The organism is Variovorax sp. BGA-UO-ETr-C22 (assembly GCF_059567965.1).
The window spans coordinates 2,755,864-2,773,805 of record NZ_JCAQPA010000011.1; the positions used below are offsets into that span (position 1 = coordinate 2,755,864).

General features: G+C 67.6%; 24 protein-coding genes. 8 read left to right on the forward strand and 16 right to left on the reverse strand.

Features of this window, described 5'->3' with window-relative positions; genetic code table 11:
- The 4 genes from AC57B8_RS33140 (at window position 1) to AC57B8_RS33155 (ending at window position 3,664) form a co-directional block, all read left to right on the forward strand.
- Window positions 1–951: a PDR/VanB family oxidoreductase gene (locus tag AC57B8_RS33140; RefSeq protein ID WP_496481974.1), complete on the forward strand. Its 951-nt coding sequence runs from the start codon at window positions 1–3 to the stop codon at window positions 949–951.
- A gap of 48 nt (window positions 952–999) precedes the next feature.
- Window positions 1,000–1,971 (forward strand): Bug family tripartite tricarboxylate transporter substrate binding protein, encoded by a 972-nt coding sequence (locus AC57B8_RS33145; RefSeq protein ID WP_496481975.1) that lies wholly within the window; start codon window positions 1,000–1,002, stop codon window positions 1,969–1,971.
- A 180-nt stretch (window positions 1,972–2,151) separates the two neighbouring features.
- Window positions 2,152–3,102, forward strand: a complete 951-nt coding sequence (locus tag AC57B8_RS33150) for a hypothetical protein (protein ID WP_496481976.1) — start codon at window positions 2,152–2,154, stop codon at window positions 3,100–3,102.
- Between the two features lie 73 nt (window positions 3,103–3,175).
- Window positions 3,176–3,664, forward strand: coding sequence for a GFA family protein (locus tag AC57B8_RS33155; protein WP_447742163.1), 489 nt, complete (start codon window positions 3,176–3,178; stop codon window positions 3,662–3,664).
- A gap of 378 nt (window positions 3,665–4,042) precedes the next feature.
- Here AC57B8_RS33155 and AC57B8_RS33160 read toward each other — a convergent pair whose 3' ends face one another.
- From AC57B8_RS33160 to AC57B8_RS33195, 8 genes are all read right to left on the reverse strand, one after another.
- On the reverse strand, window positions 4,043–4,462 hold the full coding sequence (locus AC57B8_RS33160; RefSeq protein WP_307694490.1) for a hypothetical protein: 420 nt from the start codon (window positions 4,460–4,462) through the stop codon (window positions 4,043–4,045).
- A 44-nt stretch (window positions 4,463–4,506) separates the two neighbouring features.
- Window positions 4,507–5,400, reverse strand: coding sequence for an EamA family transporter (locus tag AC57B8_RS33165; RefSeq protein ID WP_495265354.1), 894 nt, complete (start codon window positions 5,398–5,400; stop codon window positions 4,507–4,509).
- Between the two features lie 111 nt (window positions 5,401–5,511).
- Window positions 5,512–6,678, reverse strand: coding sequence for an ABC transporter substrate-binding protein (locus tag AC57B8_RS33170; protein WP_496481977.1), 1,167 nt, complete (start codon window positions 6,676–6,678; stop codon window positions 5,512–5,514).
- Window positions 6,679–6,718: 40 nt separating this feature from the next.
- A complete protein-coding gene (locus AC57B8_RS33175; RefSeq protein WP_496481978.1) occupies window positions 6,719–7,297 on the reverse strand; it encodes a dihydrofolate reductase family protein in 579 nt (192 codons plus the stop codon).
- A 102-nt stretch (window positions 7,298–7,399) separates the two neighbouring features.
- Window positions 7,400–7,756, reverse strand: a complete 357-nt coding sequence (locus AC57B8_RS33180) for a hypothetical protein (RefSeq protein ID WP_496481979.1) — start codon at window positions 7,754–7,756, stop codon at window positions 7,400–7,402.
- A 58-nt stretch (window positions 7,757–7,814) separates the two neighbouring features.
- Window positions 7,815–8,189 (reverse strand): tetratricopeptide repeat protein, encoded by a 375-nt coding sequence (locus AC57B8_RS33185; protein ID WP_496481980.1) that lies wholly within the window; start codon window positions 8,187–8,189, stop codon window positions 7,815–7,817.
- 63 nt (window positions 8,190–8,252) lie between these two features.
- Window positions 8,253–9,047: an ornithine carbamoyltransferase gene (locus tag AC57B8_RS33190; RefSeq protein WP_496481981.1), complete on the reverse strand. Its 795-nt coding sequence runs from the start codon at window positions 9,045–9,047 to the stop codon at window positions 8,253–8,255.
- A gap of 173 nt (window positions 9,048–9,220) precedes the next feature.
- On the reverse strand, window positions 9,221–9,592 hold the full coding sequence (locus AC57B8_RS33195) for a hypothetical protein (RefSeq protein WP_493194176.1): 372 nt from the start codon (window positions 9,590–9,592) through the stop codon (window positions 9,221–9,223).
- Window positions 9,593–9,885: 293 nt separating this feature from the next.
- Between AC57B8_RS33195 and AC57B8_RS33200 the strand changes: the two genes are divergently transcribed.
- Window positions 9,886–10,173: a helix-turn-helix domain-containing protein gene (locus AC57B8_RS33200; RefSeq protein WP_492729136.1), complete on the forward strand. Its 288-nt coding sequence runs from the start codon at window positions 9,886–9,888 to the stop codon at window positions 10,171–10,173.
- A 4-nt stretch (window positions 10,174–10,177) separates the two neighbouring features.
- Here the strand turns inward: AC57B8_RS33200 and AC57B8_RS33205 are convergent, their stop codons facing one another.
- On the reverse strand, window positions 10,178–10,471 hold the full coding sequence (locus tag AC57B8_RS33205; RefSeq protein ID WP_070061750.1) for a hypothetical protein: 294 nt from the start codon (window positions 10,469–10,471) through the stop codon (window positions 10,178–10,180).
- Window positions 10,472–10,647: 176 nt separating this feature from the next.
- On the opposite strand from AC57B8_RS33205, the gene AC57B8_RS33210 reads away from it, so the two are divergent.
- Together AC57B8_RS33210 and AC57B8_RS33215 are read left to right on the forward strand one after the other, a co-directional pair.
- Window positions 10,648–11,649, forward strand: a complete 1,002-nt coding sequence (locus AC57B8_RS33210; protein ID WP_307584703.1) for a LysR family transcriptional regulator — start codon at window positions 10,648–10,650, stop codon at window positions 11,647–11,649.
- A 4-nt stretch (window positions 11,650–11,653) separates the two neighbouring features.
- Window positions 11,654–12,118, forward strand: coding sequence for a GNAT family N-acetyltransferase (locus tag AC57B8_RS33215; protein WP_496481982.1), 465 nt, complete (start codon window positions 11,654–11,656; stop codon window positions 12,116–12,118).
- Window positions 12,119–12,122: 4 nt separating this feature from the next.
- On the opposite strand, the gene AC57B8_RS33220 is transcribed toward AC57B8_RS33215, so the two are convergent.
- Together AC57B8_RS33220 and AC57B8_RS33225 are read right to left on the reverse strand one after the other, a co-directional pair.
- A complete protein-coding gene (locus AC57B8_RS33220) occupies window positions 12,123–12,467 on the reverse strand; it encodes a hypothetical protein (RefSeq protein WP_496481983.1) in 345 nt (114 codons plus the stop codon).
- A gap of 76 nt (window positions 12,468–12,543) precedes the next feature.
- Window positions 12,544–13,029 (reverse strand): DUF2165 family protein, encoded by a 486-nt coding sequence (locus AC57B8_RS33225; RefSeq protein ID WP_496481984.1) that lies wholly within the window; start codon window positions 13,027–13,029, stop codon window positions 12,544–12,546.
- A gap of 99 nt (window positions 13,030–13,128) precedes the next feature.
- On the opposite strand from AC57B8_RS33225, the gene AC57B8_RS33230 reads away from it, so the two are divergent.
- Complete coding sequence (locus AC57B8_RS33230) at window positions 13,129–13,482, forward strand: hypothetical protein (RefSeq protein WP_139701942.1); 354 nt, start codon at window positions 13,129–13,131, stop codon at window positions 13,480–13,482.
- Between the two features lie 6 nt (window positions 13,483–13,488).
- Here the strand turns inward: AC57B8_RS33230 and AC57B8_RS33235 are convergent, their stop codons facing one another.
- The 5 genes from AC57B8_RS33235 to AC57B8_RS33255 form a co-directional block, all read right to left on the reverse strand.
- Window positions 13,489–14,118, reverse strand: a complete 630-nt coding sequence (locus AC57B8_RS33235) for an FABP family protein (protein WP_496481985.1) — start codon at window positions 14,116–14,118, stop codon at window positions 13,489–13,491.
- 79 nt (window positions 14,119–14,197) lie between these two features.
- Window positions 14,198–14,623 carry a hypothetical protein gene (locus AC57B8_RS33240; protein ID WP_496481986.1) on the reverse strand — a complete coding sequence of 142 codons (426 nt, stop codon included), beginning with the start codon at window positions 14,621–14,623 and terminating at the stop codon, window positions 14,198–14,200.
- Between the two features lie 18 nt (window positions 14,624–14,641).
- Complete coding sequence (locus AC57B8_RS33245; RefSeq protein ID WP_496481987.1) at window positions 14,642–15,970, reverse strand: adenylosuccinate synthetase; 1,329 nt, start codon at window positions 15,968–15,970, stop codon at window positions 14,642–14,644.
- A 10-nt stretch (window positions 15,971–15,980) separates the two neighbouring features.
- Window positions 15,981–16,952 (reverse strand): VWA domain-containing protein, encoded by a 972-nt coding sequence (locus tag AC57B8_RS33250; RefSeq protein ID WP_159274529.1) that lies wholly within the window; start codon window positions 16,950–16,952, stop codon window positions 15,981–15,983.
- A 40-nt stretch (window positions 16,953–16,992) separates the two neighbouring features.
- On the reverse strand, window positions 16,993–17,934 hold the full coding sequence (locus tag AC57B8_RS33255; protein ID WP_496481988.1) for a protein kinase family protein: 942 nt from the start codon (window positions 17,932–17,934) through the stop codon (window positions 16,993–16,995).
- Window positions 17,935–17,942: the final 8 nt, after the last annotated feature.

Below are 17,942 nucleotides of genomic sequence, written 5' to 3' on the forward strand. Positions count from 1 at the left end.
ATGAAGCTCCTCGTCACCCGCCTCACGCAAGAGGCGCAGGATGTGCTCGGCTTGGAATTGCGTGCGCAGGACGGCACCGCGCTGCCGCCCTTCACCTCGGGCGCCCATGTGGACCTGCTGCTGCCCGGCGACATCCGCCGCCAGTACTCGCTGGCCAACTCGCCGCTGGAGCGCCACCGCTACGTGCTCGGTGTGGGCCTGGCGCCAGCTTCGCGCGGCGGCTCGGCCTTCGTTCACCAGCGCCTTGCCGTGGGCGATGTGCTCGAGGTGGGCGCGCCGCGCGCCCTGTTCGGCATCGACCCGGCCGCCACCGAGCATCTGTTCGTGGCCGGGGGCATCGGCATCACGCCCATCCTGAGCATGATCCTCTGGTGCGAGGCCAACGCCAGGCCCTGGAAGCTGTTGTACTGCGTGCGCACGCGGGCCCGTGCCGCCTATGCGTGGACGCTGGCGCGCCACCATGACCGCGTGCAGCTGCACGTGGACCAGGAAGCGGCGGGCGCGCCACCCGACCTGGCGGGCTGGCTGGCCGGTGCGGCCCCGGGCGCCCACGTCTACTGCTGCGGCCCCGAAGGGTTGATGAACGCGGTCGGTGCGGCCGCAGGCGTTGTCGGCATCGACAAGGCGGCCACCCATTTCGAACGCTTCGCACCGCCGGAACCCGCCACGCCCGCAGCGCCGGCCGGCACCTTCACCGTGGTGCTGCATCGCAGTGGCCAGAGGATCGAGGTCGCACCGCGGCAGAGCCTGCTCGACGCACTGGAAGGCGCCCACGTCAGCATTCCCTTCTCGTGCCGCGAAGGCATGTGCCGCAGCTGCGAGGTGCCGCTGCTCGAGGGCGAGGCGGATCACCGCGACTTCGTGCTCAGCGACGAAGAGCGCGACAGCCACGCCTGCATCCTGCCCTGCGTGTCTCGCGCGCGCAGCGCCGTGCTCGTCCTCGATCTCTGACGCCCCCAACAACAAGCAGACAACCCAACCCCACCACTGGAGACAACCATGTTCAAGCAAATGACTGCCGCATGCGCAGCGATCACGCTGGCGCTGCCCATCGCCGCGCAGGAGAGCTACCCCTCGCGGCCGATCCGCCTCGTCGTGCCCTACGCCGCCGGCGGCGCGACCGACTTCGTGGCACGCACCCTGGGCGATCGCCTGTCGAAATCGATGGGGCAGCCGGTGGTGGTCGACAACAAGGCGGGTGCGGCGGGTGCCATCGGCGCCGGCGAAGTCGGCCGCTCCAAGCCCGACGGCTACACGCTGCTGATGACCATCACCGATTCGCAGATCAACAACACGGCGCTGTTCAAGACCCTGGCCTACGACCCGCAGAAGGACTTCGTCGGCGTCACGCAGGTGGTGCGCAGCCCGGCGCTGATTTCCACGCACCCCGGCACCGGCATCAAGAGCATCGAAGACCTGAAGGCCAAGGTGGCCAAGGGCGGCGCGAAGCTGAGCTACGGGTCCTGGGGCGTGGGCGGGCTGGGCCATCTGGCCGGCGAGAGCCTCAACCGCGGCCTGAATGCAGGCATGGTGCATGTGCCGCAACGCGGCGAAGGGCCCGTGGTGACCGACCTGCTGTCGGGCACCATCGACCTCGGCCTGTCGTCGGTGCCCAGCGCGATGCAGCATGTGCCAACAGGCAAGGTCGTGCCACTGGCCGTGCTGGGGCGCCAGCGCTCCACCACGCTCCCGCAGGTCCCGACCATGAACGAGCTGGGCTTCAAGGATCCGCTCTACGACACCAACGTCTGGATCGGGCTGCTGGCACCGGCGAAGACGCCGCAGCCCATCGTCGACAAGCTGGCCCGCGAAGTGCGCGCCATCGTCGGCTCGCCCGACGTCAGCCAGCTGTTCGTGGGCCGTGGCTTCGAGGTGATGAACAGCACGCCCGAGCAGTTCGCGGCGTCGTACAAGGAGGAGTTCAACGTCATCACCCGGCGGATGCGCGACCTGGGCGTCGAGGCGCAATGAGGCAGGCGACCACCCGGACCGTCATGCAAGGACGACCGATGCATCTGCCGTGCGCCGACCGCCAGTGACCGTGTGGCCGGCTGCATCAGGCGTTCCCTAGGCGACAGGCGCGGCGCGGAGACTTTGCCATCATCGCGAACTCGACTGGCGCCCGCCGCCGGCTACACGGAGCCCTCCCCCATGACCTCGCCTTTCACCACCACCGCCCTGGGCCTGTGCGGCCCGCTGCGCCAGCCGCGCCAGATGCTGGCCGACCAGACCTACGACGACCACAAGTCGATCCACGACGACGCGACGGCGGAAACGCTGGGCCTGCGCGCCGGGCCGATCGAAGGGCCGACGCACTTCAGCCAGTTCGACCCCTTGCTGTTCCATGTGTTCGGACAGGCCTGGTTCGAGACCGGCTGCATCAGTGCCCACTATCAGAACATGGTGGTCGAGGGCGAGTCGGTGCGCGCCTTTGTCGACCTACCCGCGCCTGGCGCCACCTTCGTGCGCCTGCGCGCCGAGAAGGCCGACGGCACGCCGGTGCTGACCGGCACTGCGTCGGTGGGCGATGCCGGCCAACACCCGCACGAGCTGCCCCAGCGCATCGCGAAGCTGCGCCCGCCCCAGGGCCTGGTCATCAACCGCGACCTGCGCGTGGGCCAGCGCGGCGCGGTCGTCGAGAAGATCCGCATGGGCTTCGACCAGCACATGGGCGACCACTACCCCTTCACGCTCGCCGACAAGCTCAAGGTCATCACCGAGCCCTGCGACTGGTACACGGCCGAAGGCGGCAAGCGCTCGCCGTGGGGCCGGGCCATCATCCCGACCGAGATGATCAGCGTGCTGCTCGGCGCCACCAGCGCCGAGGCGCAACTGAATGGCCGCAAGCCGGCCGTGGGCCTGTTCGCCGGGCAGGAGATTCGCCTCATCAAGGGCCCGCTCTTCGTCGACCAGGACTACGAACTGGAGCGCGAGATCGTCGCGCTGAGCGAGAGCGCGCGCACCGAGTCCGTGTGGGTGCGCACCCAGGTCTACGAGATGCCCTCGCGCACCCTCGTGGCCGAGATGATCCTCAACGGCGCGACGATGAAGGCGTCGTACCCCCGCTACGAAGCCGAGGCCAAGGAGCTGGGGCTGGCCTGAGCGCGCGGTTCGCGCAGCTGCATCGAACGCCGTCGATCGAGGGGCAGAATCCCCTCTTTTTTCCGGGTGCCGTATGCCAGCTGTACTTGAAGGGGGTTGCCTCTGCGGCAAGGTCCGATTCAGCACGACCCAGCCGCCGCTGCGCACGTTCGCGTGCCATTGCACGTTCTGCCAGCGCATGACCGGCACGTCTTTCTATGCCGAGTCGCTTTTTCCGATGGACGCCGTGCAGTTCAACGACGGCGAACTGCGGCAGTACGCGCACCGATCGGACGGCAGCCACAAGCAGGTCTTCGTTCATTTCTGCCCCTCGTGCGGCACGACGATGGGCCTGACCTTCGAGCGCTGGCCCGATGTGCGCGCCATCTCGCGCGGTTGCTATGACGACCCCAATGCGGTCGAACTCACGAGCCACATCTGGACCCGCTCCGCCCAAAGCGGCGTGGCCTTGCCGGCCGACGTGGATTGCTTTGCCAGGGCGCGGGCCACGCTCGATGGCCAGCCGGAGCCGGCCTCGCGGCATGAGGCGCCCGTATTGGCTCGACAAGACGGCGGGGCCTGAACTCTCGCTTCAGCCGGCCATCAGCGGCCATTCGCCCGACGACGGCGAAGCACGACACCCAAGTAGTAGATGGAGAGGCACGTGAAGAGGCCAGCGACCACGGACCAGACGGCGCTCCCGCCGATCAGATTGGCGCCGTCGGGCGTGATGCAGCTGGATGCGGATGCTTCGATGCAGTCCCTGTGCCTGTAGTACCGCTCATGGAACGCCCACCAGAAGAACCCCGCCGCGGCGGCGCATGCGACGCAGAGGATGGCGGGCCGGGTGATTGGAAGAGAGTCTGTGGTCATGGGCTTGGATCGCTAAGCCGCGCAGCCTGGGAGCATCGCGGCGCACGATGCGAATGAGCGCTTCGGAAGAAATCCTCGCGGCGGACGTTCAGCGCGGTCGAGACGCCACACGGAGCGCCTCTTCCCTGATGTAGGAAGAAGCCGCCGTGTTCGCCAGATCGTGCAGCGTCTGCAGCAATGAAACGCCGCCGATCTCCGTCGTGCCGGCGTTCAGGATGCGCCCGATCATCGTGATGCCGAGTTCGCTGGGCTGCCGCGCGAGGGAGCGAAGAAGCTCTGGCTGGTAGTTGGGCAAGCTCTCCAATCCGTGAACGATGGTCCACATGACCCCGTAGCCGTCTTCCTCGGGGTAGCGCTCGAAGACGCTCAGCATTTCGGGCATGGCTTGCTCCGGACTGCCTGCCCGCCAGAGTTCATCCAGAAGCGAGTCCAGGTGGCGCCAGCTGCCGTCCTCCGGAGGTTCGAAGTTGGCGATGTCGTGAGCGATTTCGGAAGTGGTTCGAGGCATTGAAAGTCTTGTGCGCGTGGCTGCTTCTGGCCGACTCTAGCGGCTCAGGCAGCCTTCCGCTTTTTCTGTACCGACCTCGGCGCCTCGCTGCGCGCCAGCCACAGTCCGCTCGCAACGATCAGCGCCCCGCCGCCCAGCGTCCACGCATCGGGCGCGGCCTGCCAGAACACCCAGTCCATCACGAGCGCCCACGCGAGCGCGCTGTATTCGAAGGGCGCGATGGCCGCGGCCTGGCCGTGGCGGAAGGCCTCGGCGATGGCCAGCTGGCCCAGGAAGCCGCTGAGGGCCAGGCCTGCCAGCGCCCACGCGTGCCCGGCCTGCAGCGGCACCCATTGCGGCGCCGCGAACAGGCTGCCGCCGACGGCCATGCCCGCCGTGGTCCAGAAGACCAGCGCGGCGCTCGGCTCGGTGCGGCTGATGAGCCGGCCCAGCATGTTCGACAGCGCATAGCAGACGGCGGCCACCAGGATCGCCAGCGCACCCGTCGAGAGGAAGGCCCCCTGCTCGGGCCGCAGCGCGACCACCACGCCGACGAAGCCCAGCCCGATGGCGATCCAGTGCCGCGGCTGCACCGATTCGCCCAGCATCGGCACGGCGATGAGCACCATCAGCAACGGCGCGATGAACGTGAGCGTGTAGGCCTCGGCCAGGCCCAGGGTCTTCAGGCCGTGGACGAAGAGCACCAGCATCGTCATGTTCAGCGCCGTGCGCAGCAGGTGCAGGCGCCAGCGCAGCCGGCGGTTGAAAACCCCGGCCGCCTCGCGCCGCCAGGCGATGTACAGGCACACCAGCGGCAGCGCCGTGAGACCGCGCAGCGCCATCACCTGCACCGGCGGGTAGTGGCCGGCCAAGGTCTTGAGCAGCGCGTCCATGCAGGCGAAGAAGGCGCAGGCCAACAGCATCGCGGCGATGCCGCGCAGGGTTCCGGTCGGGTGCATGGTCAGGCTGTGGTCTCGCGGCAGTGGCCGGGAGGGACGGGGTTTGTTCTTGAACGCCGAGCATAGGCGCTGCGAACGTCGGGGTCTTGGCCAGATGCCGCCGGCCCCTGCCTACCGACACTCGTTCCAGTACCCATCCGGGTTCGCCTCCAGCGGCGTGGCGACCCGCTTGAGCGACACGCGGCCCTGCGCGTCCTTCGCGACCACGAAGACGTGCCCGTCCTGCACCGGGAAACCGTTGCGCAGAAACTTGAAGCCACTGCGCACCGACGAGAAGTCGGCCTCGTTGAGCGCGTTGCGCAAGGCACCGCGATCGGCGACGGAGCCCTTCGTCTCCTTCAGCGCACTGTCGATCAGGAGCGCCGCATCGAAACCTTGCGCCGCGTACTGCGAGGGGATGCGCCCGTGCCTCTTTTCGAAGGCAGCAACGAAAGCCCTGCTCGTCGGGCTCGGCAGGTCGGGGCCCCAGACCGCGCCGGCCACCACACCAAGCGCTGCATCCTTGAGCAGCGGCAGCGTCGTGCCGTCGACCGTGCCCACCGTCAGCAAGGGCACCTTGTTCAGCAGGCCCGAGCGGTTCATCTGCTGGATGAAGTTCACGCCCATGTCGCCCGGCAGGAACGCCACCACCGCATCGGGCGCCACGCGCTGGATCTGCGCCAGCGCTGCCGCGTAGTCGGTCTGGTCGGGCTTGACGTTGATTTCGCTCACCACCTCGCCCGAGTAGTAGCGCTTGAAGCCGCGCAGCTGGTCTTTGCCCGCTGCGTTGTCGGGCGCGATGAACAGCGTCTTCCAGTAGCCCTTGTCGACGGCGTAGCGTCCCACGATCCCGGCCTGGTACTCGTCCTGGTACGAGGCGAAGACGAACCTGGTGTTGCACTGCTTGCCGGCGATCGGTGCGGGGCCGGCATTCGAGCCGACGAACAACATTCCCGCTCGGGCCATCGGCTTGGCCATGGCCATCATCACGTCGGAGAAGGTCACGCCGGTGATGAAGCTCACCTTGTCCTTCTCGATCAGGCTCTGCACCAGCTGCGCCCCGCGCTCGGGGTTTTGCTGGTCGTCTTCCTTGAGGACCGCCACGGGAACACCGCCGAGCATGCCTTGGCGTTGCTCGACCGCCAGCATGAAGCCGTCGTACTGTTCCTGCCCGAGCGCGGCCCCGGGTCCGGGTCCAGAGAGCGTGCCGATGAAGCCGATGTTGACCTGCGCGGAAACGGCCAATGCCGCGGCGCCCAAGGTGCAGGCCACGAGGGCCGTGCGGATGCGGTGGATCAAGATGTTCCTTGTGATTTCGCTCGCGATGCTCGCGGTTCGACTACCCGACCTTCAAAGGGCCGACGACCCTGTAGGCGCTGAGGAGGATGCCCGATGGCATTGCTTTCGTGGTGACGAGCTCGAAGGCGCGTGGTGGAGTGCCCTGTGCGAAGAAGCGCTTTCCTGCGCCCAACAGCACCGGATAGACGAGCAGCACGACGTCATCCACCAGGCCATGCGCGAGCAGCGTCGATGTCAGCGTGGAACTGCCCCAGAGGATCAGGTTCGGGCCCGCCTGCGACTTGATGCGGCGAACGCCCTCGACGATGTCCGGCCCTACGCTTTCGAACGGGCCCCACGAAAGGCTTTCGGGGCGGTGGGTCACGACATGCTTGGTCGCTGCATTCAGGCCGTCTGCCATCGCACCGCTCGGTGCCTTGGGCCAATAGTCCGACCACATGTCGTAGGTGCGACGCCCGAGCAGCAGGTCGAAACGCCCGCCATGCGCGGCGAGCACCTCATCCCGGCCGGCGGGGCTGCGGTAAGGCGCGGTCCAGTCCACATAGGGGAAACCATCTTCGCCTGAGGTCTGGATCACGCCGTCCAGCGAGATGTGCTCCATGATTTTCAGCGTTCTCATGCGGGTCTCCTTGCTTGGGGTTGGAGGGTGCGGTTCTGTTGCTTTGAGCGGAGCAGTCGCGGTGTGCGCAAGTACGTTGCGAATGGTAATGGCCTCATCTCCCTAGCCAAACGGGCGCAGCGGAGGGTGAGGCAGCTCCGAAGGCGCATCGGTGGCCAACGAATAGACCTCGATCCCACCGAGCAGACCTCCGCTCTCGAAAATGAAGGCGCCTGCCGGTGCGTCCGCAGGACCGCAGAGAAAGTCTCCGAGGATGTGCACGCCCGGGGGCGCAGGGGGATGGCCCTTGATCTGCAGATTGATGCTTGCGCAGCCACAGGGACACCGCCACGGGGTCACTTCCGCCTCCTCCAGCTGCGCCAGAAATGCCCGAGCCTCGGGAAGGCCGTTCTCCAGCATCCACCGGGCGAGCACGCGCTCAGAGTCGGTCAACGCGCGGTTGTTTTCGGTCGAATTCATGGCATGACAGTACCGTGGCGTTCACGACCGTCCACTTCGGGCCGCTCCAATGCACTGCTCAATGGGCCTGCGCATCAAAGTACGCCGTCCACGACAGTGGCGAAGCCTGGAGCTCTTCGGCCCCACGGAATGCAGACATCGCTTTCGCGCGCGTGCCGAAGTTCATCGTTGCGACGCCGAGGTTGAAGAAAGTGTTCCGATCGGTGGAGCCGAGTTCGACCGCGCGCTTCAGAGCGGATGCGGCCTCCTCGTGCTTGCCTTGATCGGAAAGCACGGCGCCCAGGCACGTCAGGGCAAGGACATTGTCGGGAGATTCAACAAGAACCTTCGAGAGCATCGCTTGCGCAGAGGCAAGGTTCGCTTCCCATTTTTCGGGTTTTTTCCATGCGTCCTCGACCAGTGATCGGCTGATGGAGATGAAATCCTCGCTCATAGGCTGTTCAAGCTTTTCTCGACTCTATTCCGTCCAGCACTCGACTGACTGGCCCCGGTCAATTCAGGTTGCAAGCAGATATTGAAGCACCGCTCTTTGCACCGGCAAGAGGAGCTTCTTCTGCTCGTAGCCGGCGAAGTGCGGATAGCGACGAGGGTCCACCGAAAGTTCACCACCGACAGTGGACGGTGGCGTCGGCAACAGCACGGGGTTGCCCATCCGAGCCAGATCTTCAACGGACAGCGGACGGCTCAACTGCTCCGTGCCTCGAGGCCAGCCATCGGTGATGACCACGTCTGTTGCTTCTGGGGAAGCCGATGAAAAGGCTACGTTGGGGGCCATCTCGTGGAAGCTCTCGTGGCATACATGCATCAGCGAAAGGCCCATCACACCGGCCAACTCGTGCCATGAACGAAACACGTTTGTCGGCGGACCCCAAAGGCAGATGCGCACCTTCTGGATCGGACCTATGGTCGTTTCGATGAAGTAGGCGTCCGTAAGAACTTCGCACGGATGGCCGGCATTCGACATCGCGTTGACGACCGGCCTGCGGGACGAAGCAGCGAACTCCGCGAGGCGCTCATGGTTCGATTCCCGGATGACGTAGATGTCATAGAACGGGTCGAGATAGCCTGCGAGATCGCACACGCGTTCGCCGGTTTTCAGGAGATTCGGCAGTTCGATGACGGACAGGTTCAGTTCGCGGAACGCCTTGAGGAACGTCGTGCGCGTGCGAATGCCATTTCCTTCGAACGACCAGGCGGCGGTGCCTTGAACATCCACAGCGGGCGATGCGGCCAGGCGCCAGATCGCGTGAACATCCTCGGGGGCAAGTACTGACAGGCTGACTAGGTGCATGGCTGGGGATACGGCAGAGACTTGAGATTGGAGGCTGCGATTGCACGTCCGGTTCTGGTCGACTTTCTGTCGGACGCGCTCACAACGATCGGGCCATAAGCGGCTCCACATTGCGGCCCTGAACGTACTACCTGTTCGAGCTGCACTGCACCTCGACCAGCCAAGTTCCGTCGCTATGAACCGGCTCGCGCGAAACGTGTAATCACAATGATGTCGGTCTGCTGACTGGTACCAGCCGACGGCGGCATGATCTTCGCTAGCTCAGCGGCTGTCTGCTCAACAATCAACTGCAATTTCCCTTGATCAAATTCCACGCGCTTCCTGGAAACCATTCCAAGCTGAATTGCCAGATTCGACTCAATGATGGTCGTTTCGATGGTTTGATCGTCAATCCACCTGTAGGTCCCGGCAGATCGAAAGTTTGGGCCGGTTGAAGACCATGTAGTTGGTCCGAACTCCGCAAAACTTTCTCCGTTGCTGGGCTGCGGTACAAGCCGCGTCCCGTTCACGATCTTCACCAGATCAATGTGACGCCATTTGCCCAAGAGCAATTGCTTCGAGGCGAACGCAGCTGCTCCCTCTCGCAAGTCGGCCGCAACGTTCGCAGACGCGGAAGCCGTCGACGGTTGTTTTGGGACGGAGCACGCAGCACAAAGCGCAAAAACAAGTGGCACAAGAAGATGTCGCATGTCTGACTGTAAAACACAGAGTAGGAACAATCGCGCAGCTCATCGAGAGAACGTCGCCAACAGCCTTTGTGCCGAAGCGCGCCGCGCAGTGCGCCCTCTGCGCGGAAGCCTCTCTACCGACCTTCGCCAGGAGCGGACACAATCACCCCATGGCCAAAGGAAAACGAATCTCTTCCGACATTGGGGACGACGCGATCGAAGCGATCAAGGCGTTCGGGGCTGCCGCCAAGCTGGCGCGCACCACCGCTGGCGAGGGCCAGGCCGCTGCTGCCGCGCGCCTGGGCGTTCACGTCCAGACGATCGCGCGGATCGAATCGGGGGAGCCGGGCGTTGCCATCGGGCACGTGCTCGGCATGCTGGCGCTCTACGGCATCTCGACGACGCTGCAACAGCGACAACAGCAACCACCGGCGGAGAACGGCGAGCGCCCCGCCTGAGCCGTCAGCTCCGCTGGGCATCACCGACGGCAGCACGCAGCGACTGCAGCGTGGCCTCGGCGGTTTCGATGCGCCGCTGCAGCTCTTCATTGACCAGCCGCACGAGCGCGCCGAGTTCGGTGCGCGTCGGGTACACGTCATCGGTGTCGTTCACGTGTTGCGGCACGATGAGCTTCTCGATGCACGCATACGCGCGGCGCACCGTGTGAAAGCTGTCGAGGTCGTCGCAGGCCTGAAGGGCGAGCGATTCGGCGCAGAGAGTCGCCGAGGATTCGGGTAACGAGGGAGCGAGCGCCATGCATGGCCTCCGAGAGGTGGGCGCAGAGGTGTTTCGGGAGACCAAGCCCGGCCGCGCCTCCTCAGGCGCAACGGGCCGCAGTATAGCCACGCACCCCCACCCCCTTCGCAGCGCAAAACCGGGATGCCCCTACGACCCGTGCCCCCTCCCCCGATGCTGGAACAATGCGCCGATCTATGGATGGTCTCGATCTCATCAAAACGTTCCGCGAAGTCGCGTTCCGGCGCAGCTTCTCCCGCGCGGCCCTGTCGCTGGGCATGTCCAAGGCGACGGTCAGCCGCTATGTGGCCGAGCTCGAAGCGCGCAGCGGCGTGCGCCTGCTCAACCGCTCGACCCGCTCCCTGAGCCTCACCGACGCGGGCGAGGTGCTGCTGGAACGCAGCACCGAGCTGGTGACGATGGCCGAGAACACGCTCAACGACCTGCAGGCGCACGGCTCGCACCCGCGCGGGCGCCTGCGCATGAGCGCGCCGCACGGGCTCATCGCGGGCTGGCTTTCGGACGTGATCGCGGAGTTCATCAAGCTCTACCCCGACGTGTACGTGAGCCTGAATTTCACCAACCACGACATCGACCTGATCGAGGAAGGCATCGACATCCACCTGACGGGCGGGCGCATCGACGACATGAACCTGATCGTGCGCCGGCTGGTGCGCTTCGACATGGTGGTGTGCGCGTCGCCCGCCTACTGGGCGCAGCGCGGCATTCCGCAGGTGCCCGAGGATATGGCCCGGCACGACGTGCTGAGCTATTCGCCGATGCCCACCACGCACCTGCCCTTTGAAACCGACGGCCAGCCGCACGACGTGGCGGTGCACAGCCGCATGGAGGCCAACGACGCGGTGGCGCTGATCGAGCTGGCGCTGCGCGGCGTGGGCGTGGCCTACGTGCCCGAGCCGCTGGCGCAGTCGCACCTGGAGCGCGGCGCGCTGGTGCCGGTGCTGCGCGACCACATGCCGCACGAGCACTGGCTGTATGCCGCGTACTCGCAGCGCCGCCACAACAGCGCGGCGATGCGCGCGATGCTCGACTTTCTCGAAAAATCGATGGGACCGGTGCCCGAACCGATGCCCGCGGCAGTGCCGGTGGCGTTGCCGGCCTGCCCTGTCAACGCCGCGACCACCGCCGCTGCCATCGCGGCGCGCAACACATCCGTGCCCAATGGAAAGGCCCCCTGACCTCATGACCACGCCCGCGCTCCTGATCCGCCCGCCCACGCCCGACGACTTCGCCGCCTGGAAGCCGCTCTGGGACGGCTACAACGCCTTCTACGGCCGCGAGGGCCCCACGGCCCTGCCCGAGGCGATCACGCAGGTCACGTGGCAGCGCTTCTTCGATCCGTACGAACCGGTGCATGCGCTGGTGGCCGAGCGCGAGGGGCTGCTGGTGGGGCTGGTGCACTACCTGTTCCACCGCAGCACGACGCGCATCGAGCCCAACTGCTACCTGCAGGATCTGTTCACGCAATCGTCCGAACGCGGCCAGGGCGTGGGCCGGCAGTTGATCGAGGGCGTGTACGAACAGGTGCGACGCGCGGGTGCACACCGCGTGTACTGGCAGACGCACACGACCAATGCGGCGGGGCGGATGCTCTACGACAAGGTCGCGAAGCACGAGGGCTTCATCGTCTACGCGACGATGGTCTGACCGATCAGTACTTGATGGTGATGCCGGCCTTCACGCCGGTGTTGGCCTTGCCGTCCGAATGCGCGCCGCCCGAGAAGGAGACGTCGCCGCCGGTCTTGGCACCCACCGAATAGGTGGGCCGCTTGCCAGACGTGTCGGTGCCGGCTTCCAAAGCGCTGCCGTCGGGGCGCTGCACGCCGACCGTGGCGCCGTTCGTTCGGGCGGAGGTTTCGGTGGAGTTCACATTGGGCGCGATGTAGGCCGTGCCCTTGTCGTCGCTGTCGACGGGCACTTTGACGGGCTCCGCGATGGCCACCACGGCGGCAACGCAGGCAACCCCACCCAGGAACGCAAGAATCACTCTGTTCATGGGGACCGATGGTGGATGCAGCGCGTCGCGCGGGCTGTGGGCGCGGCCTCACCGCGCGCGTAGGACGAAGGCGGCATCAGTGCCATGACAGGTTGAACAGGAAGAACGCCGCCAGCACCCACAGGAGCAGCACGAGGTGCGTGAGCTGCAGGCCCTCCTGCCGTATCCAGTAGCCGAACCACAGGCCTCCCAGGTGCATGGCGAACAGGAAGGCGGCAAAGCCGGCCAGCCCCAGGTTGAGCCACGGCCGGGCGGCCGCCAGGTCGCCGCCGAGCACCAGCATCGCGCTGCCGGCCCAGAACGCCAGCGCCGCCGCCAACTGCAATGCCAGCACCACGCACAACGCCGCGCGGTGCAGCGCCACCGAGCGGATGGCGCGCGTCAGCAAGGGCGTGTCGATGGCCGGATCGACGCGCAACGGCGCCATCGACATCGTGCCCCCGACCGCAAACACCGAGCCCGCGAAGCCGCGCCAGTTGTTGCGCACGGCAATCGACAGCCACAGCGCCATGCCCAGCGCGTGGAGAGACTGGAACAGCCAGACGGAGGTAGGGAGATTCATCGGGGCGCCTGCGTTTTTAAATATCAAAGATTATTCTTTGATATTGACACCACCGCCGGCCGGCGCTCAAAGTCCCTCAAGGAAGGTCGAACGAATGCCATGAACACCGCCACCACCCCACCCGGCCCCTCCCCCGAGGCGCTCGAACGCCTGCTGGCCGCCGGCCGCGACGGCGCCCTGCTGCGCATGAGCCTAGCGCTGGCGCACCACCGGCGCGACGACGCGCCCACGGCGCTGATGCATGTCGAAAAGGCGCTGGCCTTCGACCCCGAGTTCACCGCCGCATGGCGGCTGCAGGGCCTGCTCGCGCTGGCGCTCGGCGACGCCGCGAAGGCCGAAGCCTCGTTCGCGCAGGCGCTGGAGGTGGCGCAGCGGCGCGGGGAGCTTCAGCTGGTGAAGGAGCTCACCGTGCGGCTGCGGCGCCTGCGCACGCCGAAGCCGCCCGCCGCTTGAAGGGCCTCAGGCCATCTTCGCCAGCGGATTGAGCCCGGGCTCGCCGACGCGCGTGAGCGTGTTGCGGTCGGTGTGGTGGAAGGGCTCGGCCTGGCCCAGGATCTGCATCACGGTGTCCTGGTCGTACGACCAGGTGCCGTCGGCGTTGATCTTCACCGTGATGTTCCACGCCAGCGTGGTGAAGGCGCGTTCGAGGAACGGGTTCGACACGATGCCGTTCACCAGGCTGCCGTGCTCGGCGCTGAGCGTGAACTCGGTGTCGCCGGGCTTCACGTGGCCGCTGGCCATGGCCACCTGTCCGCGCGGAATGGCCAGCGTGAGAAACACAGTGCTGGTGGCCGGCTCCCACAGCCAGTAGCCGACCTGGTCGTGGTACATCTTGGTGAGGCCGGGCTTGTGGATGTAGGTGTGGTAGCGCAGGCCGTACAGCAGCTGCGGACCGTTGGTCTGCGCGTCGATGGGCTCCAGCTCGTAGTGTTCGACGTACACCTGCGTCTTCGGGCCGTCTTTCTTCGGCTTGACGTCGACGCCCTTCATGCCCTCCCAGATGCCGGCCAGCGGCCGCAGCGGGCCCAGGTTGGCGAGCGTGTCGGGATCGGCGGGGGGTTCGGTGTAGATGTCTTCGGGAGTGGTCATGGTGTGTGTCGTGGGGGAAGGAAAACGGAGAGAAGCTTTTCGGTTCTGATTCTGCTTGAGTGCCGCGGCGGCCAGGTCGTCAGAGCGTGTCCCAGACCCGCACGAGCCCGACGAGGTGCACCACGCCGTACACGAAGCACACGAGCGAGCTCCACACCCAGAAAGCACTGAGGCGGCGCCGGTCGAACAGCCACATCGCGACGGCGACAAGGCCGCGCAGCAGGTACACGGCGGTGATGGCGGGCAGCACCAGCGCCTGCAAGGGCAGCGGCTGCAACACGCCGGCGCCCGCCAGCGCGTAGGCGGCCCACACGCCCAGCATGCCGGCGATGACCAGCGTGACGGCCACGGGGTACAGGTGGCCGGCCTCGGCGCTCGCGGCCATGCGCTCGCCTGCGCCGAAGAAGCGGTACCAGGACGGGCCGCCGAAGATGACGCAGATGTGCAAGAGCGCGGCAATGGCGCTCAGCACGGCACCGGCGATCAGGAAGAGGTTGGGGGTCACGCGGGCTTTCTCATCAGGTCAGCGCAGCAGGTCGCGCGCGCGGACGGCCTCGCGCACTGGACCGAACGCGCCGAAGCGCACGGGCAGGCCGCTGAGGGCTTCCACGCGCCGCACCCACTCGGGTGCGTGGGCGACGGGTTGCGGGTCATACAAAGGTTGGGCGCCCTCCAGCAGGCGGGTGAGTGCGTGTTGGTGGTCCAGGTCGGTCGCATCGCCGAGCGGCAGCGATGACAGCGTGTGCCCGTCGGCATCGCGGTAGCTGGTGCACCAACGCAGGTTCGCGTGCGTGAGCGCATCGAGGTGGCTGGCGAGCAGCCCGTCGAGTGGCCCGGCGGCGGCGAGCGCGTAGCGCAGCAGCACCGCGTCGGGGTGGCCGCGACGGAACGCGCCCTGCCAGCCGTCGTCGGCGTTGTGCGGCTCGGCCAGCCGCGCATCGAGCGCGCGGTCGTGCGTGGGCAGCGGGCCGGCGCCGTGCCGCGTGAGATGGCTGCGCAGCACGCCCAGGTGCTGCACGGGTGCGGCAATGCCCGCGTCGCGCAGCACCGCCTCGACGGCGGCGGTGGAGACGGTGCTCCAGGTCGTGTGCGGATGAAAGCCGCGCCCTTCGTCGAGCAGCACGCCCTGCGCGCCTTCGAACAGCACGGTGCCTTGAAGCGCGAGCCGTTCGCCGATGGTGTCGGCGCTCGCGGGCGGCGACTGGCGCAGGCTGGGCTGCACGGCGTCGAGCCAGCGTTGTGCGAGCGAGGCATCGGCGAGCACGGCCAGCTCTTGCTCGGCACCGGCCGACGAAGGCTGCTCGTTCGCGAACTCGCGGTGCAGCGCGAGGCGCAGGGCTTCGAGTTTGTCGAGCGTGCGCGCGGGGTGAACCAGGTCGCCGTAGTGCAGCGTCATTTCAGGCGCGGCCAGCGCCTGCCGCACGGTCTCGCCCATGCCGACGCCGCAGCTGCCGTGCGCAGCGGTGCCGCGTGCCCATTCGCGCAGGCGGCCAGCAGCCTGGTGGAACGGCGTGGTCACGCGGCAGCGCGCATCGATGAACAGGCGCGCAAAAGCGTCAGACACGCCCGCGCGCTGCAACACCTCGGCCTCGACACGCAACGCCGTCGGGTGCACCACCACCGGGCTGGCGAGCACGGTCGCCACGCCGGCGTGGAAGCTGCCGGCGCCGAACTGCGAGAAGGTGTGGTGGCGGCCGTCGGCCAGCACCACGTTGTGGCCGGCCTGCGCGCCGCCGTTGAAGCGCACCACGGTGTGCGCGCCCCAGGCGCCGCACAGGAAGTCGGTGAAGCGGCCCTTGCCGCAGTCGCCGAAACCGAGGCCGAGCAGCGAGACGTAGCGCGTCGAAGTCAACGGCAGGCCGTCAGCCGAAGAGTCGCTTCCACCACGAGCTGCGCGCCCCATTGCCTGCGGCGGGCGTGGCACGGCGCGGTGCGGTCGGATCGAGCAGCGCGGCGTAGCCGTCCAGCGCATGCAGCACGCCGCCCACGCGCTCCTTGGCCATGCCGGTGGCGGCCATCACGCCGGCCAACGCGTCGAGGCTGGGCACGGCCTTCTCGGTGAGCGCGACGATGCCGGCGGCCACGGCGCAGGCGTCGTCGGGCGAGTCCATGCAGATCACGTGGTCGCCCAGCAGCTCGCGCCAGCGCGGCTCGCAGCGGCGGCGGCGTTGCGCGTCGGGGATCAAAAAGAACAGGTGCGTGGTCTCGGCCGCGGCGGCGATGACTTCCTCGATGGGAATGTCCTCGTCGAGCTTCTCGCCGATGAGCCCTTCGACCTGGTGGCGCGACACGGCCGGGTACGGCAGCTCGTCGCCCGTGACGAACAGGTAGCCGCGCTTCTTGCGCTTGACCCAGCAGTCCATGTCGGTGTGCTGCGCCATGACGTAGAAGGCCAGCTCGTAGCTTTCTTCGCCGCTGCCCCCGCCGCCGCCTTCGAGGTAGCTCCAGGTGAGCCACTGGTCCATGAGGTTGGCGGTCGATTCGAACTGGCCCACCTGCAGCGGCGCCTGGTCGGAGGTGGCGTCGCCGATGGCCATGAACAGCAGCTGGGGGTCGGCCACGCCGCAGTCCGTCAGGAGCTTCATGAAGGTCGGCAGCTCGCGCCGCGCCAGGGTCTGCGGGATGTCGCCCATCGAGCCGGTGACGTCGAGCGCGAAGGCGATGCCCAGCGAGTTCGGGTGGTCGGCGTTGTCGCGCGACTCGCGCACCTTGAGCCCCTGCGGGTTCATGAGCGCGTGCGTGGCGGTCTGCGTGAAAACCTCGCTGCCGGACTTGGCGGCGCGGTCGGCCACGATGGCCGCGTGGGCGGCGTGCGAATAGTTTCCGTAACCCATGGACGTGCTCCTTCGTGGGGAAAAAGTGAAAGGCTGGCGGCTAGCCGGCTGGCGCGGGGTCGAAGTGAACGAAGCGCGGCGGCCCGAAGGCCTCGCGCGAGGCCACCGAGAGCGCCTGCTCGATGCCCTGCGCGCCCAGGCGCTCGCAGGCCACGGCGTCGTCGCTGCACTCGCGCAGCAAGGCGGCCAGCGGCGCGGAGGTGGCGCTGTCGGACAGCAGCGCGCGCACGCTGCGCGCCGACGCCATCAGGTCGCGCCCGATGGCGCCGCCCGACACGTCCTGCCTGGCCTGCGACCAGCCGATGAGCAGCACGCCGTGGTCGCGCGGATGCACGAGCGCATGCGCGGGCGCGAGCGCGCGGTGCGTCCAGCCGACGCCGTGCACGAAGGCCAGCACCTCGAGCATGCGCCGCCAGAGCCAGACAGCATGGCGCGCATCGATGCCTTGCGGATTGGCCTGCTGCACCTCCTGCAGGCTGCCCCAGAAACCGGTCGGGTGGCGCAGCACCAGCGCCTGCCGTTCGCCGTCGCCCAGGCCTTGCGCCACGCCCAGGCCCAGCGGCTGCGGCAGCCGCCGCGTGAAGTAGGCCGCGCCGGGCACCGACAGGGCTTGCAGCGCCTGCAGCACGGCGGCCTCGCGCGCCAGCACGGCGTTGCCGGCCGCGTCGCGCGCGAGCTTGATCGTCACACGCTCGGGCACGGCGCCGAGCCGTTCGGCCAGCAGCACCTCGCTGTGCTCGCCGTGGCCCAGTGGCGCAAGCACGCGGTAGTGCGCGCCGCGCCATTGCAGCAGCCGGCCGGTGTCCGACAGCTGTGCCGCGTTGGCGCGGCGCCAGGCGGCGCGAAAGCTCTCGCGCTCGACGGTCTCGGTGCCGCGCGTGATGGTCGCGCCGCAGTAGCCGCAGTTGACGGTGCGCCAGCGCGCCGCGCGCGGCAGCGGGGCCGAGCATTGGGGGCAACTCAGTGCAAGCAGCGACAGCATGGCCGCGC